This is a genomic window from Amycolatopsis roodepoortensis (genome assembly GCF_024628825.1).
GTDB lineage: Bacteria > Actinomycetota > Actinomycetes > Mycobacteriales > Pseudonocardiaceae > Amycolatopsis > Amycolatopsis roodepoortensis.
On sequence record NZ_CP102415.1, the window covers coordinates 1,468,836 to 1,493,512 of the forward strand.

The 24,677-nt window shown below is 69.3% G+C and carries 25 protein-coding genes; 10 read left to right on the forward strand and 15 right to left on the reverse strand.

Annotated features, from left to right (window positions below):
* Positions 1-91 precede the first annotated feature (91 nt).
* Together NQK81_RS06985 and NQK81_RS06990 are read left to right on the forward strand one after the other, a co-directional pair.
* The gene (locus NQK81_RS06985) at positions 92-1,282 is read left to right on the forward strand and encodes a cytochrome P450 family protein (RefSeq protein WP_257487560.1); all 1,191 of its coding nucleotides are present in this window, start codon (positions 92-94) and stop codon (positions 1,280-1,282) included.
* A 26-nt stretch (positions 1,283-1,308) separates the two neighbouring features.
* Entirely contained in the window at positions 1,309-2,166 is an 858-nt protein-coding gene (locus NQK81_RS06990) for an LLM class F420-dependent oxidoreductase (protein WP_257487561.1), read from the forward strand.
* On the opposite strand, the gene NQK81_RS06995 is transcribed toward NQK81_RS06990, so the two are convergent.
* Positions 2,141-3,538, reverse strand: coding sequence for a serine/threonine-protein kinase (locus NQK81_RS06995; RefSeq protein WP_257487562.1), 1,398 nt, complete (start codon positions 3,536-3,538; stop codon positions 2,141-2,143). The two genes, NQK81_RS06990 and NQK81_RS06995, sit on opposite strands and share 26 nt — an antisense overlap.
* Positions 3,539-3,767: 229 nt before the next feature.
* On the opposite strand from NQK81_RS06995, the gene NQK81_RS07000 reads away from it, so the two are divergent.
* Positions 3,768-4,460: an IclR family transcriptional regulator gene (locus tag NQK81_RS07000; protein WP_257487563.1), complete on the forward strand. Its 693-nt coding sequence runs from the start codon at positions 3,768-3,770 to the stop codon at positions 4,458-4,460.
* A 337-nt stretch (positions 4,461-4,797) separates the two neighbouring features.
* Positions 4,798-6,360 carry an amidase gene (locus tag NQK81_RS07005; protein ID WP_257489709.1) on the forward strand — a complete coding sequence of 521 codons (1,563 nt, stop codon included), beginning with the start codon at positions 4,798-4,800 and terminating at the stop codon, positions 6,358-6,360.
* Between the two features lie 281 nt (positions 6,361-6,641).
* On the opposite strand, the gene NQK81_RS07010 is transcribed toward NQK81_RS07005, so the two are convergent.
* On the reverse strand, positions 6,642-7,181 hold the full coding sequence (locus NQK81_RS07010) for a TetR/AcrR family transcriptional regulator (protein WP_257487564.1): 540 nt from the start codon (positions 7,179-7,181) through the stop codon (positions 6,642-6,644).
* Between the two features lie 90 nt (positions 7,182-7,271).
* Positions 7,272-7,871 (reverse strand): TetR/AcrR family transcriptional regulator, encoded by a 600-nt coding sequence (locus NQK81_RS07015; protein WP_257487565.1) that lies wholly within the window; start codon positions 7,869-7,871, stop codon positions 7,272-7,274.
* 37 nt (positions 7,872-7,908) lie between these two features.
* Between NQK81_RS07015 and NQK81_RS07020 the strand changes: the two genes are divergently transcribed.
* Entirely contained in the window at positions 7,909-8,397 is a 489-nt protein-coding gene (locus tag NQK81_RS07020) for an anthrone oxygenase family protein (RefSeq protein ID WP_257487566.1), read from the forward strand.
* Between the two features lie 65 nt (positions 8,398-8,462).
* Positions 8,463-9,758 carry a pentapeptide repeat-containing protein gene (locus NQK81_RS07025; RefSeq protein WP_257487567.1) on the forward strand — a complete coding sequence of 432 codons (1,296 nt, stop codon included), beginning with the start codon at positions 8,463-8,465 and terminating at the stop codon, positions 9,756-9,758.
* A 4-nt stretch (positions 9,759-9,762) separates the two neighbouring features.
* Here the strand turns inward: NQK81_RS07025 and kstD are convergent, their stop codons facing one another.
* The 5 genes from kstD to NQK81_RS07050 form a co-directional block, all read right to left on the reverse strand.
* Positions 9,763-11,517 carry a 3-oxosteroid 1-dehydrogenase gene (kstD, locus tag NQK81_RS07030; protein WP_257487568.1) on the reverse strand — a complete coding sequence of 585 codons (1,755 nt, stop codon included), beginning with the start codon at positions 11,515-11,517 and terminating at the stop codon, positions 9,763-9,765.
* 130 nt (positions 11,518-11,647) lie between these two features.
* Entirely contained in the window at positions 11,648-12,685 is a 1,038-nt protein-coding gene (locus NQK81_RS07035) for an LLM class flavin-dependent oxidoreductase (RefSeq protein ID WP_257487569.1), read from the reverse strand.
* A complete protein-coding gene (locus NQK81_RS07040) occupies positions 12,685-13,203 on the reverse strand; it encodes an SRPBCC family protein (protein ID WP_257487570.1) in 519 nt (172 codons plus the stop codon). Before NQK81_RS07040 ends, NQK81_RS07035 begins: the two co-directional genes overlap by 1 nt.
* A gap of 48 nt (positions 13,204-13,251) precedes the next feature.
* Positions 13,252-13,767 (reverse strand): winged helix-turn-helix transcriptional regulator, encoded by a 516-nt coding sequence (locus NQK81_RS07045; protein WP_126730733.1) that lies wholly within the window; start codon positions 13,765-13,767, stop codon positions 13,252-13,254.
* A 60-nt stretch (positions 13,768-13,827) separates the two neighbouring features.
* Positions 13,828-14,751: an NsdA family TPR-like regulatory protein gene (locus NQK81_RS07050; RefSeq protein ID WP_257489710.1), complete on the reverse strand. Its 924-nt coding sequence runs from the start codon at positions 14,749-14,751 to the stop codon at positions 13,828-13,830.
* Between the two features lie 494 nt (positions 14,752-15,245).
* Between NQK81_RS07050 and NQK81_RS07055 the strand changes: the two genes are divergently transcribed.
* Positions 15,246-15,659: an SsgA family sporulation/cell division regulator gene (locus NQK81_RS07055; RefSeq protein ID WP_034319553.1), complete on the forward strand. Its 414-nt coding sequence runs from the start codon at positions 15,246-15,248 to the stop codon at positions 15,657-15,659.
* Between the two features lie 47 nt (positions 15,660-15,706).
* Here the strand turns inward: NQK81_RS07055 and fgd are convergent, their stop codons facing one another.
* The 5 genes from fgd to NQK81_RS07080 all read right to left on the reverse strand — a co-directional run bounded on the left by fgd (position 15,707) and on the right by NQK81_RS07080 (position 19,781).
* Positions 15,707-16,711 carry a glucose-6-phosphate dehydrogenase (coenzyme-F420) gene (fgd, locus tag NQK81_RS07060; RefSeq protein ID WP_257487571.1) on the reverse strand — a complete coding sequence of 335 codons (1,005 nt, stop codon included), beginning with the start codon at positions 16,709-16,711 and terminating at the stop codon, positions 15,707-15,709.
* A 334-nt stretch (positions 16,712-17,045) separates the two neighbouring features.
* Positions 17,046-17,522, reverse strand: a complete 477-nt coding sequence (locus NQK81_RS07065) for a DIP1984 family protein (protein ID WP_257487572.1) — start codon at positions 17,520-17,522, stop codon at positions 17,046-17,048.
* Between the two features lie 43 nt (positions 17,523-17,565).
* The gene (locus NQK81_RS07070) at positions 17,566-18,093 is read right to left on the reverse strand and encodes a hypothetical protein (protein WP_257487573.1); all 528 of its coding nucleotides are present in this window, start codon (positions 18,091-18,093) and stop codon (positions 17,566-17,568) included.
* A 17-nt stretch (positions 18,094-18,110) separates the two neighbouring features.
* Positions 18,111-18,527: a CBS domain-containing protein gene (locus NQK81_RS07075; RefSeq protein ID WP_126730726.1), complete on the reverse strand. Its 417-nt coding sequence runs from the start codon at positions 18,525-18,527 to the stop codon at positions 18,111-18,113.
* 60 nt (positions 18,528-18,587) lie between these two features.
* The gene (locus tag NQK81_RS07080; RefSeq protein ID WP_257487574.1) at positions 18,588-19,781 is read right to left on the reverse strand and encodes a zinc-dependent alcohol dehydrogenase; all 1,194 of its coding nucleotides are present in this window, start codon (positions 19,779-19,781) and stop codon (positions 18,588-18,590) included.
* Positions 19,782-19,871: 90 nt separating this feature from the next.
* Here NQK81_RS07080 and NQK81_RS07085 point away from each other — a divergent pair, with 90 nt between their 5' ends.
* Positions 19,872-20,231: a VOC family protein gene (locus tag NQK81_RS07085; protein ID WP_257487575.1), complete on the forward strand. Its 360-nt coding sequence runs from the start codon at positions 19,872-19,874 to the stop codon at positions 20,229-20,231.
* Between the two features lie 64 nt (positions 20,232-20,295).
* Here NQK81_RS07085 and NQK81_RS07090 read toward each other — a convergent pair whose 3' ends face one another.
* Positions 20,296-20,496, reverse strand: coding sequence for a hypothetical protein (locus NQK81_RS07090; RefSeq protein WP_126730720.1), 201 nt, complete (start codon positions 20,494-20,496; stop codon positions 20,296-20,298).
* Between the two features lie 135 nt (positions 20,497-20,631).
* Between NQK81_RS07090 and NQK81_RS07095 the strand changes: the two genes are divergently transcribed.
* Positions 20,632-21,138 (forward strand): GNAT family N-acetyltransferase, encoded by a 507-nt coding sequence (locus tag NQK81_RS07095; RefSeq protein WP_371878889.1) that lies wholly within the window; start codon positions 20,632-20,634, stop codon positions 21,136-21,138.
* Here the strand turns inward: NQK81_RS07095 and NQK81_RS07100 are convergent.
* On the reverse strand, positions 21,063-21,998 hold the full coding sequence (locus NQK81_RS07100) for a DMT family transporter (protein ID WP_257487577.1): 936 nt from the start codon (positions 21,996-21,998) through the stop codon (positions 21,063-21,065). The genes NQK81_RS07095 and NQK81_RS07100 overlap by 76 nt on opposite strands.
* 390 nt (positions 21,999-22,388) lie before the next feature.
* On the opposite strand from NQK81_RS07100, the gene NQK81_RS07105 reads away from it, so the two are divergent.
* A complete protein-coding gene (locus NQK81_RS07105; RefSeq protein WP_257487578.1) occupies positions 22,389-24,659 on the forward strand; it encodes a tetratricopeptide repeat protein in 2,271 nt (756 codons plus the stop codon).
* The last annotated feature ends 18 nt before the right edge of the window (positions 24,660-24,677 follow it).

Genomic DNA, 24,677 nt, shown 5'->3' on the forward strand with positions numbered 1-24,677 from the left:
CGGCACGTTGCCCTCGGACCCGGATCAAGATACCTTGACCATTCAGATGATGAGAACATCTGATTTGACCATCCGAACTGGGAGAGCCGCTTTGTCCGAAGTTCCCGAGATCCTCCTGACCGACCCCGAGGTCCTGCGCGACCCGTTCACCGCCTACGGACCGGCCCGCGAGCGCTCCCCGATCGCCAAGCTCAGCGCCCCCGGGTTCTCCATGTGGGCGGTGCTGCGCCACGAAGAGGCGCGGAAGATGCTGAGCGACCCGCGATTCGCCTTGAGCGCGAACAGCTATCAGCACATGGACATCCCCGACCACTGCCGCCCGTACATGCGGACGATGCAGGAGGTCGAGGGGCCCGAACACCTCCGGCTCCGGCGGCTCGTCGCCCCCGCGTTCACCCCGCGCAAGGCCGCCGCGCTCCGCCCGGGGATCGAGCGGCTCGTGGACGACCTCCTCGACGAGCTCGCCGGGGAAGACCGGATCGACCTCGTCACCGCCTTCGCGCGGCCACTCCCGGTCGACGTGATCTGCGCACTGGTCGGCATTCCCGCGGCCGACCGCCCGCGATGGCGCGAATACGGCGCACTGGTCTCGGCGGGCGACGGCGCGGGGCTCGCGAAAGCGGTCCCCGGGATCGTCGAGGGCGCGCTCGCCGCCATCGCGGACCGGAAACAGGACGCGGGCGAGGACGTCGTCTCGCAACTGCTCCGGATCCAGGCCGAAGACGGTGACAGGCTCAGCGAAACCGAATTGGTCGCCCTGGTCTGGCAACTCGTACTGGGCGGCCAGGTGCCCGGCAACCTCATCGCCAACGCCGTCGAAATCCTGCTCACCCACCCCGAGCAGCTGGCCCAGCTTCGCGAGAACCCGGCGCTCATGCCCGGCGCGGTCGAGGAGGTGATGCGCTGGCAGAGCCCTCAGCTGCTGACGATCCCCCGGTTCGCGACCACGGACGTCCGGATCGGCGACGTCCTCATCCCCGAAGGAGAACCTGTTACCGTCGCGATCGCGGCGGCGAACCGGGACCCGCGGGCCTTCGGGGACCCGGACGTCTTCGACATCCGGCGCGCGGCGGGACCGGCGTGGCATCTCGCCTTCGCACACGGGCCGCACTTCTGTCTCGGCGCTTCCTTGGCCAGGGTTCAGGTCGAGGTCGCACTCACCGCGCTGCTGCGCAGATTCCCCGATCTCGCTCTCGCCGACGGCCTGCTGCGGATCCCGGACCCCGGCACCTGGCGACTGAACGCCTTGCCCGTCACGCTGCATGCCACGGTTGCGAACTGAAACACGTTCTAATAACGTGAGCGGCTGTGAGACACGGGATAGTGCTGTTCACCAGTGACCGGGGGATCAGTCCGGCGGCGGCCGCCCGGGCGGCCGAAGCGGCGGGCTTCGACACCTTCCACGTGCCGGAACACACGCATATCCCGGTCAAACGGGAGGCTCCGCATCCGCGGACCGGCGACTCCTCGCTGCCCGACGACCGCTACCTGCGGACGCTGGACCCGTGGGTCGCGCTGGCGACCGCGGCCTCGGTGACCTCCCGGATCCGGCTCGCGACGGCGGTGGCCCTTCCGGTCGAGAGCGATCCGATCACGCTGGCGAAGACGATCGCCAGCCTCGATCACCTTTCGGCCGGGCGGGTCACCCTCGGCGTCGGCTTCGGCTGGAACGTCGACGAACTGGCCGATCACGGCGTTCCCGGCGGCAAACGGCGAACGGTCCTGCGCGAATATCTGGAGGCGATGCGCGCGCTCTGGACGCAGGACGAAGCCTCGTACGCGGGCGAGTTCGTCTCGTTCGGCGCCAGCTGGGCGTGGCCGAAACCGGCCCAAGCCCATATCCCGGTGATCGTCGGCGCGGGCGCGACGGAGAAGACGTTCCGCTGGATCGCGAAATCGGCCGACGGCTGGCTCACCACGCCGGGCGACACCGACATCGAGGACAAAGCCCGGCGGCTCCGCGAGATCTGGCGCGAGGCGGGCCGCTCCGGTGAGCCGGAGATCTCGGCGCTCGGCGTCCGCCCCGATCCGGCGAACCTGGCCAGGCTGGAGGCCGCCGGGGTCACCGAAACGATCTTCGGTCTCCCGGACCGCTCCCCCGACGAGGTCGAGGCCTGGCTTCAGCGCCTCGCCGGGAAACTCAGCCTGCCCGCTGGGAGTCGATGAGGTACCGGCCGTCCTTCTGGACCAGGACGAAGGTCTCCCTGCCGGTCGTGGTCCCGCCGGAGGCACGCACGTAGGTGAGTGTCGCCGTCACCGTGTTGCCGGATTCGGTCACGTTCGACACGGTCACCGCGCTGAACTGCTTCCAGTAGTTCGAATACCTCTCGAAGCTCTGGTTCCTGGTCTGCTTGAAGTTGTCGCTCAGCGTCGCGAACCCGGCCTCGAGGTTCCCCGGGATGAGCGTGTAATACGCCGCGAGCGCCTGTCCCGGCGTCTGTGCCGGAGGCGGGGCGGCCGAGGACGACGAAGACGGTGTCGAGGGCGGCGCGGAAGACGGCGAAGGCGGCGGCGCGACCGGCTCCGACGAGGTCGGGACGGCGGGCTGCGACTGGGAGGCCGGCGGCGGCGCCTGGCCGGACGGGGTGTCCTCGTCGCGGTTGAGCACCACGACCACGGCCGCGGCGGCGGCCGCCGCGAGCACGAGGAACACGGCGATCACGCCGACCAGCATCCCCTTGCGCGCCTTCGGCGGCGGCTCCTCGGCGACGAGTGTCGTCGGCTCCCCCGCCGCGAGCGCCCGCAACTCACGCTCGGTCTCGGCCATCGTCGGCCTGCTGTCCGGCCGGACGTCGAGGAGCCGGTTCAGCAGCGGCGTCAGGATCCCCGACTTGACCGGCGGGGTGATCTCGCCGCTCGACGCGCGGTACAGCAACGCGATCGGGTTCTCGGCCGTGCCGTAGGGCGTGCCGCCTTCGAGAGCGGTGTACAGCGTCGCGCCGAGCGAGAACACGTCGGAGGCGGACGTGGCGTCCTCGCCTCGGGCCACCTCCGGCGCCAGGAACGCCGGCGTCCCGGAGATCTCGCCGGTCGCGGTGAGCTGGACGTCGCCCATCGCCCGCGAGATCCCGAAGTCGGTGATCTTGACGGTGTCGTCCTCGCCGAGCAGGACGTTGCCGGGCTTGATGTCGCGGTGGACGATGCCCGCCCGGTGCGCGGCCGCCAGCGCCGAGCACAGCTGGATGCCGAGACGGATGACGTCGTCGACCTCCATCGGCCCTTCGCGCAGTTTGTCCGCGAGACTGGTCGAGGGCAGGTACTCCATGATGATCCACGGGCGGTCCTGCTCGTCGATCACGCCGAAGACGGTGATGGCGTGCGGATGCACCAGCCGCGCGGCGATCCGTGCCTCGCGCAGTGCGCGGTTCTTCGCCTCGTCGGCCTTCTGCTCACCGGCTCCGTGCGGCAGAAGGAGTTCCTTGATCGCGACCGTGCGCTCCAGGTTCTCGTCGCGCGCCCGCCACACGGTGCCCATGGAGCCACCGCCGACGGGCTCGATGAGATCGAACCGGTCGGCGAGGCGGCGGATCTCCTCCATTGTCGACGTCCCCCTGGAGCTGTGTCGTTCGCGCGAACCTTGCCAGCATGCCAGGAACGCGCCGGGAGGCAGGACCCGGCACGGGGGTTTCCGGGGCGGTGTCGGTCACGTCTGCCGCTGGACCGTTCAGCGGAACCCCGCCCCATCGGCTGCCCGGAAGTTCGTATCCCGCCCCGCCGCAGGCGCACTTTACTTCTCCGGTGTGACCTGTTTCCGGGAAAGGGCGGCGATGCGGGAAACCATCGGCGGACGCGGCGTGCTCGAAGGCGCGTTCGCGTTGCTCGAAGCACTCGACGAACACGGCGGGCAGGCCGGGCTGACCCAGCTCGTGCGGGCCACCGGTCTGCCGAAGACCACCGTGCACCGGCTCCTGGACCAGCTGGCCGACCTGGGCGCGGTCGAACGGGCGGGCCGCGGTTACCGGATCGGGTCGCGCGTGTTCCGCCTCGGGCGGTTCTGGCAGCCCGAACTCCGGGACCTGGCCAAGGAACGGCTGCCGTCGTTGTCGGCGCGGATGCGCGCGAGCCTGGTGCTCGTGGTCCCGAGGGAGGGTCGCGCGCTGGTCGCCGCGGGCGCCGTCCTGCCCGCCGACGACGTCCCCGCCTGGCCGGGCCGCGCGCTTCCGCCGGGAACCGCCGCCGGACGGCTCCTGGCCGCCCATCACCCGGCGCTCGCCGAACCGGACACGGACGCGCTGGAGATCCGCGAGGCCGGCTACGCGACCGAATCGGAGACGATCACGGCGGGGCTCTGCTGCGCGGCCGTGGGCATCAGGACCCCGGACGGCCGGGTCGGCGCGGCACTCGCCGCCGTCCTGCCCGCCCGCCGCGACCCGGTTTCGGCGGTGGCCGGGCTGACGAGCACCGCGCGCTCCTTCGGCACCGCGCTCGCCGAATGCGCACGGCGGAACCGGGCCGGATGATCGGCGAACCGCGAACAAAACCCGATCAACGCGAAACCGGAGGCCGAGCCGAAATCAGGCGGAATATTTCCGACGGAATCACGAATATCGCCTCACCGTGCGTCCGCGACCGGCGCCGTACAGTGCCGAATCCGGGATCTACAGGCCGTTTGCGTGACCGATCGCCTACCGGACCGGCGTCGCCGCGTCGATCAAATCACCGTTTCCCCGTTTTCCACGGCGGTTCCGAACCTCGGCCGCGCACGTACTGTTCAGGAATTCTTTCGGACAAGGAGGGAATTCCTTGAGAAGACATTCCTGGAAAAGGCGGGGTGTGGCCGTCGCCGCGTTTCTCGTCATGGTGTCGGCCGCGTCGGCCACCACGGCCGTCCCGGCGTCGGCCACGGGAGCCGCCGGCCGCCCCGTGGTGGCCGGGATCGACCTGGAGCGGGCGACGATCCCCGACCTGCAGCGGGCGATGCGCTCCGGGCGGCTGTCCTCGGTCCAGCTGACCGCCTTCTACCTGCAGCGGATCCGCAAGCTGAACCCGACGCTGCACGCGGTGCTCACCACGAACCCGGATGCGCTGCGGCTCGCCGCGGAGAGTGACCTGCGGCGTCACCGGCACCGGACGAAGGGTCCCATGGACGGGATCCCGGTGCTGCTCAAGGACAACATCGACACCGCGGACCGGCAGCCGACCACGGCGGGCTCGACGGCGCTGCTGGAATCCCGCCCCTACCGCGACGCCGGGGTGGTCGAAAACCTGCGTGAGGCCGGCGCGGTCATCCTCGGCAAGGCCAACCTTTCGGAGTGGTCGAGTTACCGCTCCACCAGCTCGTCGAACGGCTGGAGCCCGCTCGCCGGGCAGACCGCCAACCCCTACGTCCTCGACCGCAACCCGTGCGGTTCGTCGTCCGGTTCGGGGGTGGCCGTCGCCGCGCATCTGGCGACCGTCGCCGTGGGGACCGAAACGGACGGTTCGATCAGCTGCCCGTCCGGCGCCAACGGCATCGTCGGGGTCAAGCCGAGCCTCGGGCTCGTCAGCCGCAGCGGGATCGTGCCGGTGTCGAAACAGCAGGACACGGCGGGCCCGATGGCGCGCAACGTGGTCGACGCCGCGATCCTGCTCGCGGCACTGAACGGGGCGGACCGGCGTGACCCGATCACCGTCGACGCCGCCCGCCAGTCACTCGACGACTACACGAGATTCCTGCGCCCCAACGCTTTGCGCGGAAAGCGGATCGGCGTCTGGCGCGAGGTCTACACGCCGGACGAGACGACGAAGGCGGCGTTCGACCAGGCGCTGACCAGGCTCCGGAAGCTCGGCGCGACCACGGTCGAGATCACCATCCCCTATCTGGACGTCATCGCGGCCAACGAGTTCCCCGCGATCCGGACCGAGTTCAAGCACGACATCAACGCCTACCTCGCATCCACCGGCGGCAAGCACCCCGCCGACCTGGCCGGGCTGATCCAGTACAACCTGGACAACGCGGCGATCGAAATGCCGTACTGGACGCACAACCTGTGGGACCGGTCGCAGGCGACCACCGGCGATCTCAACGATCCGGCGTACCGCGCGATGCGGGAAGCCGCGACGAGCGCCGCCCGGCGGGGCCTCGACGAGACGCTGCGCGGGGAGAAGCTGGACGCGATCGTGGCGCCGACGAACAACGCCGCGTGGAAGACGCAGCTCGGTGTCGGCGACGGCGCGCTGCTGATCGATTCGTCCGGACCGGCGGCCGTGTCGGGCTACGCCAACATGACCGTGCCGATGGCGTACGCCGGGCCGTTGCCGCTGGGGTTGTCGATCATGGGCGGGCGGTTCAGTGAACCGTCGCTGCTGGCGATCGCTTACGCCTTCGAGCAGGACACGAAGGTCCGGCGGCTGCCGACCTTCATTCCGTCCATCGGCTGAATCGAGGGTGGGGCGCGGCAAAGGTGGCCGCCGTCCCCTGCTGAACGGGGTTGGTTCGAAGCTTCGTGGCACACGCGATCGATCGCGGAGAGCCCACCCCTCACCCTTATGACTACTAGACGTGACCCGCGGGCAGACAAGTGTTACTGCGAGTGAGGGGTGTGTGGGAATAGAGACGTTCAACGTCCCTATTCCCACACACCTCACGTCACAAGGGGCACTGTGTGGGTTTCTGGTCATCCAACGCACCAAAATCCACACACGGACGCATCCACCGGTCCTTACCCGACCAGCAGCCCGAGGCTGCGCTCCACTTCCGCGACCGCGGCTTCCCGCTCGACGTGACCGTCGATCACGAGCGTCGCCAGCCCGTGGAGCAGGCACCAGAGCGTGACGGCGAAACCGCCCGGATCGTTCCGCTCCCCCACCCGGTCGGCCAGCAGCGCACAGGTCGCCCGGTGGGCCTCGGCAAGTTCCGGATACGCGGCCCGGTCCCCGATGCCGGCGCCCGCCATCAGGCGGTACAGCGCGGGATGTTCCAGTGCGAAGCCGAGGTAGGACCGGCCGAGCGCGGTCACCGTCCCGGCGCCGCAGTCACGCAGGCGGTCTTGCACTTCGGCGTGTCCCTCCAGCGCGACCGCCACCAGCAGCGCGTCCTTGTCGCGGAAATGCCGGTACGGCGCCGCGGTGGACGCACCCACCTTCGCGACCGCTGCGCGCAGACTCACTCCCTCCGGACCTCGTTCGACGAGGAGCTCCCGTGCGGCGAGGACGAGCGCACGACGAAGATCCCCGTGGTGATAGGCACGTTTGATGATCATGGCGGACCCCCCAGCCCTTGATGCCACGCGAACGCCCCACCTTAACGGGTGCGGAACCGGCCGTGAGCGCTTCGGGGCGTTCCGTGTCCGTCAGTCCCGCCGAGCGGCACCACAGAGCCGCAGCACACTCTCGGCGAGCGTGTCGACGCCGTCGTCGAGGGTCAGCTGCTTCGCGTCCACCGCCTGTCCGGCGGCGTGGCCGAGCGCCACGATCGCGCTGACGAGCCAAGGATTCGCGAGCCGCCGGTCGAACTCGCCCGACTCCTTGCCCCGGGTGAGCAGCCGGTCCAGATGATCGGACACCGCCGAATGACGTTCCCGGTCGGCTTCGGGGTCGTTCTCTTCGGCGGCGCCGGCGGGCAGCCGCGGGTAGCGCCGGAACATCCGCCAGCCGACGTCGAGCAGGCGCAGCATGGCGTCGGCCGCGGGCCCCTCGTCGAGCCGCGCGGCGGCCATCTCGCTCGCGGCCTCCTCGGACACCGCGTCGATCACCGCGCTCAGAAGCGCCTCGCGGGTCTTGAAGTGCGCGTAGACGGTCTGCCTGCTCACCCCGGCCGCTCTCGCGATGTCCTCGACGCTCGCGTGGGCTTGCGTACCGAGAAGTTCCCTGGCCGCGGCGAGGATCGAAGCGACACTGCGGTCGGCATCGGTCCGCCGTCGCCGCTGCCGCCCCTCGGCTACCTCAGACATGTTGTCAACCTTAACCCAGGTCACTATGTTTGACAGCATGTCAAAGATAGGGTTCGTAACCGGCGTCGCCCTTCTGTCGACGGGACTGCTCGCGGGGGCGTTCGGCTACGGCATGGTCAACGTCGCCGCCACGTTCGACGTCGTCCCGCTCGACGTGCGGCTGACCTTCCACTCCGCGCTGATGCAGCGGAACGGCGTCGTCATGCAGACCGCGATGGGCCTCGCGGCGATCAGTTCCCTCGCGCTCGCCTTCCTGAGCCGAGGCCGGGCACGACAGCTGGCCGGCGTGGCCGCGGCGCTGGTCGTGATCTCGTTTCTGGTCACCCGCTTCGGGAACGTGCCCATCAACGGCCGGATCAAGGTCTGGGCGGTCACTTCCGCACCGGCCGACCACGCGGCGATCCTCGATCAGTGGGAGACCTTCAACGTCGTCCGGACCGTCGCCGCGCTCGCCGCTTTCATGCTCGTCATCGCCGTTTCACGGCTCAAGCTCGCCGGCCGTGCCCTCGCGGCTCAGCCAGGCTGAGCACGTCAAGGCTTGTCACGTATTCGCCAGATTCGAAACCGGCCCGGCGCTGCGATCATGGTCCGATGGTCGATGATTCCCACTCTCCGGAGACGTCGCGAACCCGACCTATCGCCACCTCCGAGGGGACACATCGAACCCTGTCGAATCGCACCATCGCCCTCTGCGCCGGCCTTCTCCTGCTCTTCGCCGTCGCCGCTTGCTGGGTGCTGTTCTTTCTCTACGGAAAAGGAACAGATGCCGACAAGGCCCGGTTGGAGGGCGTGCGCACCGTCGGCACGATCGTGCTCGGAGCGGGCGGCGCCATCGCGTTGCTCTTGGCCGCTCGACGCCAGCAGACCGCGGAGCAGGACCTCATTACCAAACGTCATGACCTCCAGCTACGAGAGCAGGCCAATGACGACGCTCGCCACGATGCCGCCGAGCGGCGGATCAGCGACCTCTACCTCAAAGCGGTCGAGCAACTAGGAGCGGACAAAGCACCCGTTCGGCTCGCTGGGCTGTACGCCCTCGATCGCCTGGCACAGGACAACCCGTCACAACGCCAGACGATCGTCAACGTGATCAGCGCCTATCTGCGCATGCCTTACGAACTACCCGGCAAGCCACCCGATCCCAGTGCCGAGAAGGAGATCCACGACGAATACCGCAGCGAGATCCAAGAACGCGAAGTGCGAACGACCGCCCAGCGCATCCTTGCCGACCACCTCGACCCGAATTACCAGGACGGGAAACGGTTCTGGCCGGACATCGACCTGGATCTCAGCGGCGCGCTGCTGATCGATGTCATGCTCCGCGACTGCCGTCTCAACAACGCTCGCTTCTCGAACGCCCGGTTCTGCGGTGACACCTTGCTCATGGGCATCCACTTCGATGGAGAGACCAGATTCGACGGCGTCACGTTCACCGGCGACTCCTGGTTCTCGGAAGCGCGGTTCACCGGCAACGTCCGCTTCGATCAAGCGAACTTCGAAGCCATGGCCAGATTCGACGCGGCCACCTTCAAAGGGACCGCCACGTTTCGCTCCGCGACGTTCCTGCGCGAGGCCCGGTTCACGAACACGACGTTCACCGGGAGCGTGGTGTTCAGCAAAGCCACCTTCTCCGACAGCGCGACCTTCGATGACGCCACATTCTTCGAAGACGCGTACCTTCCCGGCGTGACGTTCGCGCATCGATCCTACTTCACCGAAGCCGCATTCGCGGGGGACGCCTGGTTCAATCAGGTGACCTTCAGCAGCTACACCACGTTCGACGGAGCGACGTTCAGCGGCGACATCAGGTTCACCGACTCGACCTTGGACGGCGTTCCCTTCGTCCCGTCACAACTTCGACCCCATAAGCCACTCGAAGACGAATGAAGAATCAGCCCGGCTGATCCGCGAGATCGTTCGCCGCCACGTACCCGAAGGTCATCGCCGGGCCGATCGTCGACCCCGCCCCCGCGTAACTGTTGCCCATCACCGCCGCGCTGGCGTTCCCGGCGGCGTACAGGCCCGGGATCACCGAGCCGTCCGCCCGCAGGACCCGCGCCCGCGCGTCGGTGCGCATCCCGCCCTTGGTGCCGAGGTCGCCCGGGACGATCTTGAAGGCGTAGAAGGGCGGCTCCCAGAGCGGCGCGAGGCACGAGTTCGGCAGGACATACGGATCGGTGTAGTAGTGGTCGTAAGCGCTGGCGCCCCGTCGGAAATCACTGTCCACACCGGACAGTGCCTGCCCGTTGAACCGCGTGACCGTGGCACGCAACGCCTGCGGCGGGACGCCGATCGCGCTGCCCAGCGACTCCACGGTCCACGCCTTCTTGACCGCTCCCGACGAATACCACTCGCCGGGAAACGGCAACAGCGGCGCGACGTCGCGAAAGAGATACCGGTTGCGATAGTGCTGATCGACGACCAGCCACGCGGGAATGGTGGGCGACGTCGGGTTCCGGTCGTACATCGTGTGCACGACGTCGCTGTAGGGCGCCGCTTCGTTGACGAACCGCTTGCCCGCCGCGTCCACCATCAGCCCGCCGGGCAGGGTCCGCTCGGCGAGGCAGAAGTACGGCTCGCCGGGGAGCGGGATCGCCGGCCCCCACCAGGCGTCGTCCATCAGGTCCAGTGCCGCTCCGGCCCGCTTTCCCGCCAGGATCCCGTCCCCGGTGTTCGACCGGGCCCCGACAGTCCATTGTGTACCGATGGGCTGGCGTTGGTATTCCGCCCGCATGGCGGCGTTGTGTTCGAACCCGCCGGAACCGACGATGACGCCGCGCCGGGCTTTCACCACGCCCGCCGAGACGGCCACGCCGGTGACCTTCCCGTTCTCGATGACCAGATCGGTCAGCGGCGTGTTCAGCCAGACCGGGACACCGGCGCGCTGCAATCCGGCCCGCAGTCCCGCGGCCAGCGACTGGCCCATGGTGAGCGGTTTCTGTCCGGCGAGGGCGGCGGCCGTGCCGCGCGCCAGGCAGGCGGCCGCCACCGCGGCGCCCTTCGGGTTGACCGCGGCCAGCGCGAGCCATTTGTAGTCGGCGCTGAAGACGACCATCCCCGCGGGCGTGGCGAGGTAGGGCGGGTTCAGATTGGCCAGTTCGGCACCGAGGATGTTCCCGTCGAGCTGGTCGGGTTCGATCGAGCGGCCGCCGGGCATCCCGCCGGGCAGTTCCGGGTAGTAGTCGCTGTAGCCCTCCATCCAGCGGAACCGCAGCGGGCTGTTGGCCATCACGAACGACAGCATCGCCGGTCCGTTGGCGAGGAAGGCCCGCTGTCGCGAGGCGGGGATCGACGGGCCGACCACGGCGGCCAAGTACCGTGCGGCCTCTTCCGGTGTGTCGCGGACGCCGGCCTCGGCCAGCACCGAGTTGCACGGAATCCAGATCCCCGCCCCGGACCGGGCGGCCGAACCACCGAACTTCGCCGCCTTCTCCAGCACCACGCAGCTGAGCCCGCGTTTCGCCGCCGTCAGCGCGGCGGTCATCCCGGCCGCGCCCGCCCCGACCACGACGACGTCGTACTCGCCGAGCACCACTGAGGCTGCCGCGGCGGCCGAAGCCGTCCCGCCCAGCGGCAGTCCCGAAGCGAGCGCGAGCCCGGTGCCGAGCAGGACCTGGCGCCGGGACAGACCGGAATCGGGACCCATGAATCCTCCTCGCGTGGGGATCGAGCGAGGTCATGTTCTCCAGCCGAAGGCGAAAGTGAAACAAGTTCTACCCGCTTGGAGCAGGCGGGACCCGCCGCGCTCGGCCGGTCACCTCAGCCGGCACGGGCATTCAGCCCAGCGCGCGGACCAGGTCCAGCGCGCGTCCGAGGGTGGCGAGCCGGTCGGCGACCGTCTCGCCCGCCGGGTACAGCCGGACCGTGTCGACCCCGGCGTCCCGCCAGACGCGCAGCCGTTCGGCGACCATCGGTTCGGTGCCGATCAGCGTCGTGCCGAGCACCATCTCGTCGGTCACCAGTGCGGCGGCGCCCTCCCGGTCGCCCGCCTGCCAGCGTTCCCGCACCGCCGCGGCCGCCTCGGCCCAGCCTTGCCTGCTGTAGGCGTTGTTGTAGAAGTTCGTCTTCGCCGAACCCATCCCGCCGAGGCTGAACGCGAGTTCGGCCTTGCGGCCCGCGACCATCCCGCGCAGCTCGTCCTCGTCCGCGGCGAAGGCGACCTCGGCACCTTGGCAGACTTCGAGGTCCGCCCGCGATCGGCCCGCTTTCGCCAGGCCGGCGTCGAGATGCGAGAAATAGGCCTGCGCCCCCTCGGGGACGAAACTGGTGCCCAGCCAGCCGTCCGCAATCTCGCCGGTCAGCTCCAGCAGCTTCGGCGAGAGCGTGGCCAGATGAATCGGGATGTCCGGATTCGGCGCGGTCGACAGCCGCATCGGCCTGCTCTCGCCCGGCAGCGGGATCTCGAATTCCTTGCCGGAGAACGAGATCTTCTCCCCTGCGAACGCCTGACGGATGATCGCGACCGTTTCCCGCATCCGCGTCAGCGGCCGGGCGAACGGAACCCCGTGGAGCCCCTCGATCACCTGTGGCCCCGACGCGCCGAGCCCGAGGACGAACCGGCCGCCGGAGAGCTCCGAGAGGGTCAGCGCGGTCTGCGCGATCGCCACCGGGGTCCGGGTGCCGAGCTGGATGATGCCCGAGCCGAGCCGGATCCGCTCGGTCCGCGCCGCGAGATAGCCGAGCACGGACGGCGCGTCCGAACCCCACGCCTCGGCGACCCAGCATTCGCCGAGACCGAGCTTTTCGGCCTCCAGCACGAAATCCAGCGTCTCCCGCCAGCCGCGGGACGCCTCGACCGTGGTCGCCGTCCGCATCAGGTGCCGTCCGCCTCGGCGCGCTCCTTGATCGCGGCGAGGGTCCCGGTCATCGCGGTCTCGAACTCGCGCAGCCGGACGAAGACGATCTTCTCCTCCTTGTCCGGCATCCGGTCGATGGCCAGCGAGAGACCCGACCGTCCCGGCCCCATCCTCATCCACTGCCGGAGCTTCGTCCCGCCGTTCTCGGGCTCCAGCGTGAACCGCCACAGCGCGGTCGGCGTTTCGGGATCCTGCACCGCCCAGGCGAAGACACGCGGCGCCTCGCATTCGACGACGTACGACGTCGTCTCCCATTCGCCCAGCGCGTCGTGCTTGCTGTGGCCGACGAACCGCCTGCCGACCGCGGGCGCGTCCTCCGCGCCGTCGCACCACTCGACCGCTTGGACTTCCTCGCTCATTTCCGGCATCAGGCGCACATCGGACACGATCGACCAGACCCGCTCGGGCACGGCGTCCACCCACGCCTGCACCTCGACCGTCGGCCCGTCGGCGTACTTGGCGCCCGTCCACTCCATCGTGGTCACCCTCCCATGCCTGTGACCTCGATAGTTGCGTAGATGGACTCAGGTTGTCAAACCCTCCTGCGCGGCGAATCGCCGTACGACGTCGGGCCGGCTCGCGAGCTTCGGCGGATAGCCCGCGCCGATCCGCGCCCGGGTGTTCTCCGCGGTGAGCGGCCGGGCGCAGTGCGCGCAGACGACCTCCGCGTGGGTGTCGTGCCCGCAGGTCTCGTGGTGGAGGGTGATCGGCGGCCCGTCGTCCCCGGAGAGCCAGCGGTCGCCCCAGCGCGACATGGCGGCGAGCACCCCGTAGAAATCCGAGCCCTTCTCGGTCAGCACGTAGTCGTAACGGACGGGGTCGGCCTGGTAGGCGCGCTTTTCCAGCAACCCCTCCGCGACCAGGCGGCGCAGCCGGTCGGCGAGGGTGTTCCGCGCGATGCCGAGCTGCTGCTGGAACTCGTCGAACCGGCGGATCCCGTAGAACGCCTCCCGCAGGACCAGCGGCGTCCACCAGTCGCCGAGCAGGTCCATGGTGCGCGCGATCGAACACGGCCACTGCGCGAACGAAGTCCGTTTCATACCCGCGAGCCTACGCCCGGCGTAATTGATCCGGTCATTCCTCCACCCATTCTCCGGCGCTCAGGCACTGGCGCGGAATGTTGCGATCCGGTCAAGGATATCTCGCGCGTTAATATCGCCCATCCGCTTCCGCACGCTTTCCGACAGTGGCCGTAAACGATCTCGTGTCCGCGCGGAACGGATTCCGTCCGCGAGGTCCATCGCGGCGAGACCGACCTCCGCCGCCCGGTCGAGATCACCCTCCAGCGCGTGGTCGACAGCGAGCCAGATCATCGTCAGCGACCGGCTGCGCATCATGTCCGGCCCGTAGCCGTCGATGGCTTCGGAGAGCGCCGGAATGGCTTCCCGGCTGTGGCGGACGTCGACGAGCCTGGCGAGTTCGGTGCGCACCGTGCCGATCATCGCGGCCAGGTCGGTGGCCGTGAAGAAGGCGGACCACGACGGGACGGTGTCGCCGACCGAGTCCGCGAATTGTTCCGGGGCAAGGGAAATCTTGTCGAGCGCCTGGCGGACGTCACCGAGCAGCGCGTAGGCCCATGCCTCGTTCGCCGACAGGATCGCCTGCGACAGCGGCCGTCCGGCGCGGCGTGCCGCGACCTGTCCATGGCCGAATTGTTCGAGCGCCTCCGAAGGCGACCGGTGATGCAGGTACATCCGGCCGAGCCGGTAGCGGATGTTGGCGAGGAGGTCGTCGTCGCCCGCCTCCGCCGCGAGGTCGAGCGCGCGGCGGAAGTGCCGCTCCGCCCGTACGGGACGGCCCGAGTCGAATTCCGTCCAGCCCTTCAGGTTGTGCAGATCCGCGACCACCCCGGCCAGCCGCCGGGCCACCGGGTCGGACATCATCCCGCGCCGCAGCGCGGCACCGTAGGGCTCCAGCACGCGCAGCAGCTCCCGACAGGATCCGCCGCCCTCCCGGTAGTCGCGCGCCCGGAGCGCGGCGATGACGCCCTCCAGCCGGTCGATGTCGGCCTGCCCGACGCGCATCGGGAGCCGGTCGATCACGGCGACGCCCCTGGACGCGGGGTAGGGCAGGCGCGGCCCCGGAGCCAACAGCCCGCGTCACGCCGAGTGAGGCCGACCCGGGGAATGACGACGGTGATTCGTACACCCATTACCGCTCCTCCCTATCCGCAACGACCAAGCTCGCCGAGGTCCAGGACGGAGCCACGCCGGTCTCCTGGAAACATTTGAACGACGCGTGCTGATGTTAAACCGCCAACAATACGGATTCACTCCGCCAAATGGCTGCCCATATTTCCTTCATCGGAATATGCACGTGCGAAGTCACTTTCTTTTGCACGGCTGATCGCCTTTTCCGCTTGCTCACCGCACGTGCCCGTCGAAGACGGTGCGTGAGCACGTGAGACCCAGCTCTCAGCCGAACGTGTGAACCTTGTCAACTCGGGTCACGAAAAGGCTTCACATTGCGTTATCCATAGCTGAAGATCAACAGCAACCGAACGTAAGGGGCTGAAGCATTGGACAGGGAAAGCGACCTCATCCGGGGGACGATCGTCTTCGGCCTGCGCACTTTCGGTGCGGACCCGCTCCCCGTGCGGGCCGACCTCGAATACGACCCCGAAGACCCCTACGCCGTCGTGGTGGCCTACCACTCGGGCGGCGGGACGGTGCGCTGGATGTTCGGCCGTGATCTCCTCGCGGACGGCCTCCTCACCCCATCGGGTGAGGGCGACGTGATCATCAGCCCGGCCGACGACACCTCGATCGTGATCTTCGCGCTCAGCGCGCCCGACGGCTGCGCGGTCCTCGAAGCCCCGGCGCAGGAGCTGGCCGAATTCCTCGACCGCACCTACGACGTCGTGCCCGCCGGATCCGAGCCGGAATGGTTCGACTTCGACCAGGAGATCGGCAAGCTCGTCACCGAGTCCTGACCGACCCATGGCGGCACCGTCCGCGCGATGCCGCCATCCGCGCCGGGTCAGCCGAGTTCGCGGAGCCCCGGGACGACCTGCTCGGAGAAGGAGCGCAGGAACTGCTCCTGGTCGTGGCCGGGACCGTGGAAGACGAGGTGGTTGAAGCCCGCCTCGACGTACGGCTTGATCTGCTCGACGGCGTCCGCCGGGTCGGAAGTGACGATCCAGCGGCGGGCGACCTGTTCGATCGGCAGCGCGTCCGCGGCCTTCTCCATCTCCGCCGGGTCCTCGATACCGGCCTTCTGCTCCGGCGTCAGCGACAACGGCGCCCAGAACCTGGTGTTCTCCAGCGCCTGCGCCGGATCCGGGTCGTAGGACAGCTTGATCTCGATCATCTTGTCGATGTCGCCGGTGCTCCGGCCCACCTGCTCCGCGCCTTCCGCGACCGCGGGCAGCAGCTTCTCGGTGTAGAGCTCCATCCCCTTTCCGCTGGTGCAGATGAAGCCGTCACCCTGCTTGCCGACGTACTTCGCCATCACCGGGCCACCGGCCGCGATGTAGATCGGCACGCCGCCCTCGGGGCGGTCGTAGACGGTGGCGTCGGTGGTCTGGAAGTACTCGCCCTCGAACGTGACGCGCTCCTCGGACCACAGCTTGCGCATCAGCTCGATCGCCTCGCGCAGCCGCGCGAACCGCTCCTTGAACGCCGGCCACTCGATGCGGGCGACCGCGACCTCGTTGAGGGCCTCACCGCTGCCGACGCCGAGCAGCACCCGGCCCGGGTACAGGCTGCCGAGGGTGCCGAACGCCTGTGCCACCACGGCCGGGTTGTAGCGGAAGGTCGCCGTCAGCACGCTGGTGCCGAGCACGACCCGCTCGGTGCGCTCGCCGACCGCCGCCATCCACGCGAAGGAGAACGGCGCGTGCCCGCCCTGGTGCCGCCAGGGCTGGAAATGGTCGCTGACCATCACGCTGTCCAGCCCGACCTGCTCGGCGAGCACGGAGTACTCGACGAGGTCGCGCGGGCCGAATTGCTCGGCCGACGCCTTGTAACCGATCTTCAGTGCCATCCGGGGTCACCACCTGGGCTCTTGGGGGTTGTTCCGCTGTTCACCTTGGCACAGAGTCGATCAGCTCCGCCCATGCCCCGACGAGGTGAACAGTGTCGGGAACACCACTGTGTCACCGGGAATGCGCGTGGAAAGACCCCGTACCCGCCCTCGCCTTCCGGGACCGGCACGTGGTGATGAACTGTGCCGCTTGCGCCGTCACCTGTGCGTGGTGCTGGGCGGAGTCGTGATCGGGGAGTCGAACCCCACGCTGCCCACCACGTACCAGGCGAGCCGGAGTACCGCCGGCCCTCGGCTTGTGCCCGCTTCCCGGAGGGCTACCTGCTTCCCACGTTCAGTCCAGGAGGTCGGTCTCCCAGTTGGTGCGCTGGATCCCGACGTCGACCGTCCGGATCTCCCCCGCGACCCGGTCCGCGCGCGACCGCAGCTCCGCGACCGGGAGCGCGGAGAGGTACCGCAGCTCCGACCGGAGCTGACGGCCGTAGCCGCCCTGGTTGCGGCCCGCCGCGGCGTCGGCGGCCGCGGTGAGGACGCCGTGCCGGAGCCGGAGGACGTCGCGGCGCGCGATCGCGTCGGTGATCGTGCCCTCCCCGAGCGGAGTCGCGGCGTTGGTCCGGTTGATCCGCCGGATCAGCGACTCCAGTTCGTCCAGCGCGGTTTCGGCTTCGACGAGCAGGGCGGACGCGTCTTCCGACGGTTCCTCGCCCTCCTGGTGCCGCGCGTTGTCGACGATCCGGGAGCGCAGCGCCTCCACCTTCTTGGTCGCGTCGGCGCGCAGCGCGAGCGCTTCGGCCAGTTTGATCCGGGACATGCCGGGAAGTATCGCCAGGATCGACGGCCGCCGCACCCGGTTTTCAGCCAGCCAGGGAATGCCTGCGGTAAGAGGAATCCGGCTCGGTGAACTCGATCCCGTTCTCGTCCAAGGCGTTGAAGACGGTGAACCGGCCGCGCGGGAAGACGAAGCCCACCGCGACCATGCCGTTCGCCATGTCTCGCGTCGCGCAGTCGAGCAGCTCGACGTCCTGGAGCACCTGACCCTCCAAAGCGGACAGTTCCGGGAAGACGTCCCGCCGCCATCGCAACGGGCTCGGCTCGGCCGGATCACCCCAATCCCATGAGGACTTCCCGTACGGGTCGATCGTGTTCCAGGTCAGCGAAAGCTCGTCGAACTTCCAGTGCGTGATCTCCAGCCGCTCGGCGCCGAAGTCGACCACGACGGGCGCGTCCGAGAGCCACTCGTCGTATTCGACGAACCAGGTGAGGTGGGCGTGCCGCAGCCGCTCGCCCACGAGCGCACGCAAACGATCCCCGTGCGCCCTCCGGATCGCCTGGAGTCCGGAGAGCCACACGGGTTCGTAACCTTCGATGTCGAAGAACGCCACCGAAGGAGTATGGCGGGTCAGTCGTAGGACAGTGCTTCCACCAGCTCGCCGCTGTCCGGGTTGGGCAGCGCCTTGGCCACGTCGGCCTGCGCCACGATGCCGACCAGCTTGTGCCCGTCGATCACCGGCAGCCGCCGGACCTTGTGGTTCGCCATGGTGCGCATGATCTCCTCGGCGTCGTCGTCCGCGCCGATCGTCACCGCCTCGCCCTGGGCCAGTTCGGAGGCGTGCAGCGCCCTCGGGTCCTTGCCCTCGGCGAGCACCTTCACCACGATGTCGCGGTCGGTCAGCATGCCTTGGAGCTTGCCGTCCTCACCGCAGATCGGCAGCGCGCCCACGGACTCGGCGGCCATCTTCTTCGCCGCGTCGAGCACGGTTTCGGAAGCGGACACGCAGGTCGCGTTCGCGGTCATGATCTCTCGTGCCGTGGTCATCCCATCGCTCCTTTCGTCAGGATCCGCATACCGGATACCCGGCATCCGCGTGCCGACACCTCAAGCCGCCGACGGCTCCAGCAGGATCTTGACCGCGCCGTCCTGTTTCTTCTGGAAGATCTCGTAGGCGTGCGGCGCCTCCGCCAGCGGGAGCTTGTGCGTCGCGAAACCCTCGACGCCGAGCGGGTCGGCGGAGTCGGTGATCAGCGGCATGATGTCGTCGATCCAGCGCCGGACGTTGGCCTGCCCCATCCGCAGGGTGATCTGCTTGTCGAACAGTTCCATCATCGGCAGCGGGTCGACCATGCCGCCGTAGACGCCGCTCAGGGAGATCGTCCCGCCGCGCCGCACGCAGTCGATGGCCGCGTACAGCACGCTGAGCCGGTCGACCGCGGCCTTCTCGGTGATCTTCGCGCCGATCGGATCGGGCAGGAGGGCGACGAGATTCTGCGCCAGCCGCCCGACCGGGGCGCCGTGCGCCTCCATCCCGACGGCGTCGATCACCGAATCCGCGCCGCGGCCGCCGGTGGCCTCGCGGATGACGTCGCCGAGGTACTTGTGCTCCCGCGTGTCGTAGGTGACGACGCCTGCCGCGGCGGCCTTCGCGAGCCGTTCCGGCACCAGATCGATACCGATCACCTTGCCGGCGCCCCGGTGCTTCGCGATCCGGCAGCAGAACTGGCCGATCGGGCCCAGCCCGAACACCACGACCGTGCCGCCCTCGGGGATGGCGGCGTAGTCGACGGCCTGCCAGGCCGTGGGCACGACGTCGGAGAGGTACACGAACCGCTCGTCCGGCGGGCCGTCCGGCACCTTGATCGGGCCGTAGTGGGCCTGCGGGACACGCAGGTATTCGGCCTGGCCGCCCGGGACCTGGCCGTAGAGCTTGGTGTAGCCGAGCAACGCGGCGCCCTTGCCGCGATCGGTGACCTGCGTGGTCTCGCACTGCGACTGAAGGCCGCGATCGCACATGAAGCAGTGGCCGCAGGAGATGTTGAAGGGGATAACGACCCGGTCGCCGGGTTTCAGGTTCGTCACCCCGGAGCCGACCTCTTCGACGACGCCCATGGGCTCGTGCCCGAGGATGTCGCCCTCGTCGATGAAGGCGCCGAGGACCTCGTAGAGGTGCAGATCGGAACCGCAGATCCCGGTCGAGGTGATACGCACGATCGCGTCGGTCGGTTCGGCCAGTTTCGGATCCGGGACGGTGTCCACCCGGACATCGCGTTTCCCGTGCCAGGTGACGGCCTTCATGGTGCTCCCTTCGGCGAGTGGCTCTGCTCCCCCGCCGGATGCCCGCCCGCGCATCCGGCAAACCTCGCCGTTCCGTGCCACCGTGGAACCATGCGAACCCGGATGCTCGCCGTCACCGTCGACTGCCGTGAGGCCGAAGCGCTGGCCGCGTTCTGGAAGGAAGCGCTCGGCTACCCCGAGACCGAACGGTGGACCGACGGTCACGGGGTGACCTATGTCGAGCTGAAGAGCCCCGACGTGCCGAGCCTGCTCTTCCAGCCGGTCCCCGAGGAGAAGTCGGTCAAGAACCGGCTGCACCTCGACATCGCGCCCACCGAACTCGAGCAGCGCGAGGAGGTCGCCCGGCTCGTGTCACTCGGCGCGAAGATCCTCGAAGACGCCAAGTCGGACCCCTGGGTGGTCATGGCCGACCCGGAAGAGAACGAATTCTGCGTACTGCCGCGGCGCTGACCCACCTGGGCTCGTGAGTGGTAAGGACGGTTAGAACCGTCCTTACCACTCACGAGGTCGTCTCTCAGGCGGCTTCGTCGTCGGTCCGGACCGGCCGTTCGGAATGCAGCCCCAGCATCTCCAGCAGCATCCGGCAATCGGTCGCGTCGCGGGCGTTCGCGACCACCGCTTCGGTCGCCTTGCGGAGCACCGCCGCCCGCACCGTGGTCGCCCCACCGTCGACCAGTTCCTCCACCGGACGCATTTCGTCGAACGGGTTCCCCATGACCCACCTCCGTCGTCCCTTTCGTTGATACCGGATTCCGGCGGCCGACGCCCCCGCGTTCTTGCGGTTCCGGCGGCGCCCCAGCCGGTTTCTCCCTAGACTGGCGCCATTCGGACGAGCGGACGGAGCGGGGAACTGACCACCGAGTTGCGCGGGGAGTTCGTGACCCTGACCCCGGTCACCGAGGCCCATGTCCCGGACCTGCGGCGGATCCGCGGCGCGGCCGAGGTCGCGGCGCGCTGGGGTTCGGTCGAAGACTCCCCCACCTGGCCGTTCGACGACCCCACCACGACCTGCTTCACGGTCCTGGAAGGCGGCGTCGTCCGCGGCTTCGTCCAGTACGGCGAAGAGGAGGACCCGATGTACCGGCACGCGTCGGTCGACCTCTTCCTCGACCCGGCGGCCCACGGCCGCGGGCTGGGCACGGACACCGTCCGCACGATGGCGCGGCATCTCCTGCACGATCGCGGGCACCATCGGCTGGTGATCGATCCCGCCGTGGACAACGACGCCGCCATCCGCTGCTACAAGGCCGTCGGCTTCCGCGAGGTCGGGGTGATGCGCCGCTACGAACGCGACACCGACGGCGAAGGCTGGCACGACGGACTGCTGATGGACCTGCTCTCCGAAGACCTCACGTAGCGGGTCAGGGCGACTCCGAGCAGCACCACGGCCATCCCGGCGAGCACCCGCGGGCCGAGTTCCTCGCCGAGCACGATCGCGCCCAGCGCGACCGAGACCACCGGCAGCAGGTAGCCGACGGTCGCCGCGGAGGTCGCGCCCTCGTCGGCGATGAGCCGGTAGTTGAGGTAGAAGGTGACGCCGGTGCCGAAGATCCCGAGGACGACGACGGCGACCACCGCGGTCACGTTCAGCGGCCCGGACGGGGCGGCATCGAACGGCAGCGCCAGCGCGCTCAGCCCGGTGGCGGTCAGCAGCTGGGCGGCGGAGATCGCGATCGGGCCGCCCTCGCCGACGAGTTTCCGTCCCATGTAAGCGAAAGCGATCGCGTAACTGATGCCGGCGCCGAGCAGGGCCACCGTCCCCCAGCCCACCAGGCCGCTCTTCTGCCAGGGCGCGAAGATCAGCAGGATGCCGGCGAAACCGAGGACCAGGCCGCCGACGCGGATCGCGGTGATCCGGCGTTCGGTGCCGATCCCGATGCCGATCAGCAGCGACCACAGCGGGGTCGTCGCGTTCATCACCCCGGCGACACCGGAGTCGACGGTCAGTTCGCCGATGCTGAACAACGCGAACGGCAAGGCGTTGCAGAAGAAGGCGGCGACGAGGAGCCTGCCCCAGATCCGGCGGCCGCGCGGGAGGCGTTGCCCGGTCCAGCGGCTCAGCACGAGAAGGACGGCCGCGCCGAGCGCGCAGCGGATGACGGTCACCTGAACGGGCGGCAACCCGGTCAGGGCGAGCTTGATCCACAGGAATCCCGATCCCCACAACAGGGCGAGAACGCCCATCCGGATCAGGGTTCCCGGCGCGCCGATGCTCACTTGGTTCCTTTCGCCGGGCCGCTCGATACCTCTTCAAGCTGCCTCGGGCGACACGTCAGGACAAGTGAAAAGATCTACACCGACGTTAAGCGGTCCTACACCTTTCGAAAGGGGCCCGGCCGTGGCCGCCGGGAAAGGCGGCCACGACCGGGTTCCGAGGAGATCAGTACTCGCCCGGTCGTTCGCGAGGCGGGACAGGGCCTGCTCACATTTCGCGGTCGCGCATGATCCACCTCCCTTTCGGCCGGCGCACCGGTGGGGAACGGGCGCGTTCTCGCACAGTTTGGGGGCTGCCTTCGCACCCGCGCATACCCGGTGGCCAGGTTGTGACCCACGTAATGGGAAGGTTGTGGCACCATCTGCCGCGCAGCGGGGAGAAAGGTGCTTCTGGTGACCGAGAATTCCGGCTCGGCCAGATCCGGGGAGACCGGTGGAGCCCGCCCGGTTTCGACGGCGGCGCTCACCTTCGGGCGCGCATTGCGGCAACGGCGGCAGGCACGCGGGCTGGCCTTGCGGGACCTTCAGAAACTCGCCTATGTCGACAAAAGCCTCATCAGCCGGGTCGAACGGGGGCTCACCCCGCCGAGCGCGGAATTCGCCGAAGCGTGTGATCGCGCGCTGGACGCGGGCGGGGCCTTGATCGTGCTCGCCGAAGCCGCCCGCGCGGAACCCTATGTGCATCTTCCCCCACCGCCGGAGCATTTCGTCGGCCGCGCGGAACACTTGGCGCTGCTGGACGAAAAAGTGTTCACCGAAACGGCCAAAGTGGTCTTCGTTGCCGGGCCGCCCGGGGTCGGGAAGACCGCGCTCGTGCTGAATTGGGCGAACCGGCGGCAAGAGGAGTTCGACTGCGTCCTCTGGTCGGATCTCCGCGGTTATGCGGCGGGCTCCCCCGCGCAACCCGCCGACATCCTCGACGACCTTCTGCGCTGCGTCGGTGTCCGCCCCGACCGTGTCCCCGCCGAGGAACACATGCGGCTGGCGCTCCTGCGGGGACTGTTGCGCGGCCAGCGCACACTCGTCGTGCTGGACAACGCCCTCGATTCGCACCAGGTGCGGCCGGTGCTGCCCGGCACCCCGGACACGACCGTCCTGATCACCAGCAGGCGGCGGCTGTCCGGGCTGGTCGTCGGCACCGGGGCGGTCCAGGTTTCCTTGGAGCCACTGGAAGATCTCGAAGCGGCCCGGCTCATGGCCGACCTCATCGGCGACGAACGCGCGGCAGGCGACCCCGAAGGCGTCGGCAGGCTGGTCCGGCTGTGCGCAGCGCTCCCGCTCGCGGTGAGCATCGCCGCGGAACGGGTCGCCACGCATCCCCATCAGAGCGTCGGCGAACTCGCCCGTGAACTCGTCGCCGAGGGGCGAAGGCTGGAACTGCTCGCGGTCGACGACGACGCCGTCGGGGTCCGGGCCGCGTTCAGCTGGTCGTACCGCGCACTCGAGGCCGACACCGCCCGGATGTTCCGGCTGCTCGGCCTCCATCCCGGGCCGCGGTTCACCCCGGGCGCGGCGGCCGCGTTGGCCGGTCTGCCGGAACACGACGCGCGACGGCTGCTGGACAAGCTCGTGCACGCGCATCTCGTCCAGCAGGTCGGCGCGCGGTACTACCGGTTCCACGACCTGCTTCGCGTCTACGCCGCCGAAGAGGCCGCCGCCGCGCGATGGCGGGACGAGCGGCAGGCGGCGGTCTCCCGGCTGACCCACTGGTACCTCCACGCCGCCAACGCGGCGAGCTGGACGCTGACCCCGGCCCGCGACCACCACGTCGACCTGGGGCCCGCGCCCGAAGGCGTCGAGCCGCTCCGGTTCGCCACGTTCGACGAGGCCTACATCTGGTGCGCGTCGGAGATGCCGAGCATCACCGGCGTCGCCCGGCTGGCGCTGGACCACGGGCTGTACGAGATCGGCTGGCGGCTGCCGGTGGAACTGTTCGACTACCACCTGCTCGGCAGGCCGTGGCAGACGTGGATCTCCAGCCACGAGGTGGCGATCGAGTCCGCGAAGGCGGGTGGCGACCTCGCCGGGCTGGCGTGGTCGGCGATCAACCTCGCCGAGGCGCACCGGCGCCGCGGCGACCTCGACCGCGCGCGCGACCTGTTCGGCCAGGCCGTCGAACTCTCGGAAGAGATCGGCGAGAACCCGAGCCTCGGCTGGGCGCTGGTGGGGCTCGGCAACATCGCGCACGAACGGGAGGACTACGCCGAAGCCGTGCGGCTCGCCGGGAAGAGCGTGGAGGTGAACGCCCGGATCGGCTACCGGCTCGGCGAAGCGACCGCGCGGGTCCACCTCGGCCGCGCGTACCGCGACCTCGGCGAGCGGGACCTCGCCCTCGAACACGGCCTGCGCGCCTTCGACGCCTACGCGAAGGACGCCGACCAGCACGGCATGGGCTTCGCCCTGGTGCCGCTGGCCAGGACCTGCCGCCGGTTCGGCGATCTCGAGCAGGCGCTCGGGTACTGCGAGCAGGCGCTGACCGCCTACCGGAACTGCGGCGACGTCTGGGGGCAGGCCGACGCGCTCGACGAACGCGGCTGCGCGCTGGCCGCGCGGGGACGGACCGACGAGGCCATGGCCGTCTGGCGCGACGCGCTCCAGCTCGTCATGGATCTCGACGACCGGAAGGCGAGCGTGCTGCGGGGCCGTCTCGAAGGCGCGGTGTGACCTGAGGGCGCATGCCCG

Coding starts and splice junctions, on each gene's coding strand:
- NQK81_RS07025 (WP_257487567.1), top strand. CDS start 8,463: ATGGTCGATGATTCCCACTCTCCGGAGACGTCGCGAACCCGACCTATC.
- NQK81_RS07080 (WP_257487574.1), bottom strand. CDS start 19,781: ATGAAGGCCGTCACCTGGCACGGGAAACGCGATGTCCGGGTGGACACC.
- NQK81_RS07000 (WP_257487563.1), top strand. CDS start 3,768: ATGCGGGAAACCATCGGCGGACGCGGCGTGCTCGAAGGCGCGTTCGCG.
- NQK81_RS07045 (WP_126730733.1), bottom strand. CDS start 13,767: ATGAAACGGACTTCGTTCGCGCAGTGGCCGTGTTCGATCGCGCGCACC.
- NQK81_RS07085 (WP_257487575.1), top strand. CDS start 19,872: ATGCGAACCCGGATGCTCGCCGTCACCGTCGACTGCCGTGAGGCCGAA.
- NQK81_RS07040 (WP_257487570.1), bottom strand. CDS start 13,203: ATGGAGTGGACGGGCGCCAAGTACGCCGACGGGCCGACGGTCGAGGTG.
- NQK81_RS07050 (WP_257489710.1), bottom strand. CDS start 14,751: ATGCGCGTCGGGCAGGCCGACATCGACCGGCTGGAGGGCGTCATCGCC.
- NQK81_RS07075 (WP_126730726.1), bottom strand. CDS start 18,527: ATGACCACGGCACGAGAGATCATGACCGCGAACGCGACCTGCGTGTCC.
- NQK81_RS07010 (WP_257487564.1), bottom strand. CDS start 7,181: ATGATCATCAAACGTGCCTATCACCACGGGGATCTTCGTCGTGCGCTC.
- NQK81_RS07035 (WP_257487569.1), bottom strand. CDS start 12,685: ATGCGGACGGCGACCACGGTCGAGGCGTCCCGCGGCTGGCGGGAGACG.
- fgd (WP_257487571.1), bottom strand. CDS start 16,711: ATGGCACTGAAGATCGGTTACAAGGCGTCGGCCGAGCAATTCGGCCCG.
- kstD (WP_257487568.1), bottom strand. CDS start 11,517: ATGGGTCCCGATTCCGGTCTGTCCCGGCGCCAGGTCCTGCTCGGCACC.
- NQK81_RS07005 (WP_257489709.1), top strand. CDS start 4,798: ATGGTGTCGGCCGCGTCGGCCACCACGGCCGTCCCGGCGTCGGCCACG.
- NQK81_RS07020 (WP_257487566.1), top strand. CDS start 7,909: ATGTCAAAGATAGGGTTCGTAACCGGCGTCGCCCTTCTGTCGACGGGA.
- NQK81_RS07065 (WP_257487572.1), bottom strand. CDS start 17,522: ATGTCCCGGATCAAACTGGCCGAAGCGCTCGCGCTGCGCGCCGACGCG.
- NQK81_RS07015 (WP_257487565.1), bottom strand. CDS start 7,871: ATGTCTGAGGTAGCCGAGGGGCGGCAGCGGCGACGGCGGACCGATGCC.
- NQK81_RS07090 (WP_126730720.1), bottom strand. CDS start 20,496: ATGGGGAACCCGTTCGACGAAATGCGTCCGGTGGAGGAACTGGTCGAC.
- NQK81_RS06995 (WP_257487562.1), bottom strand. CDS start 3,538: ATGGAGGAGATCCGCCGCCTCGCCGACCGGTTCGATCTCATCGAGCCC.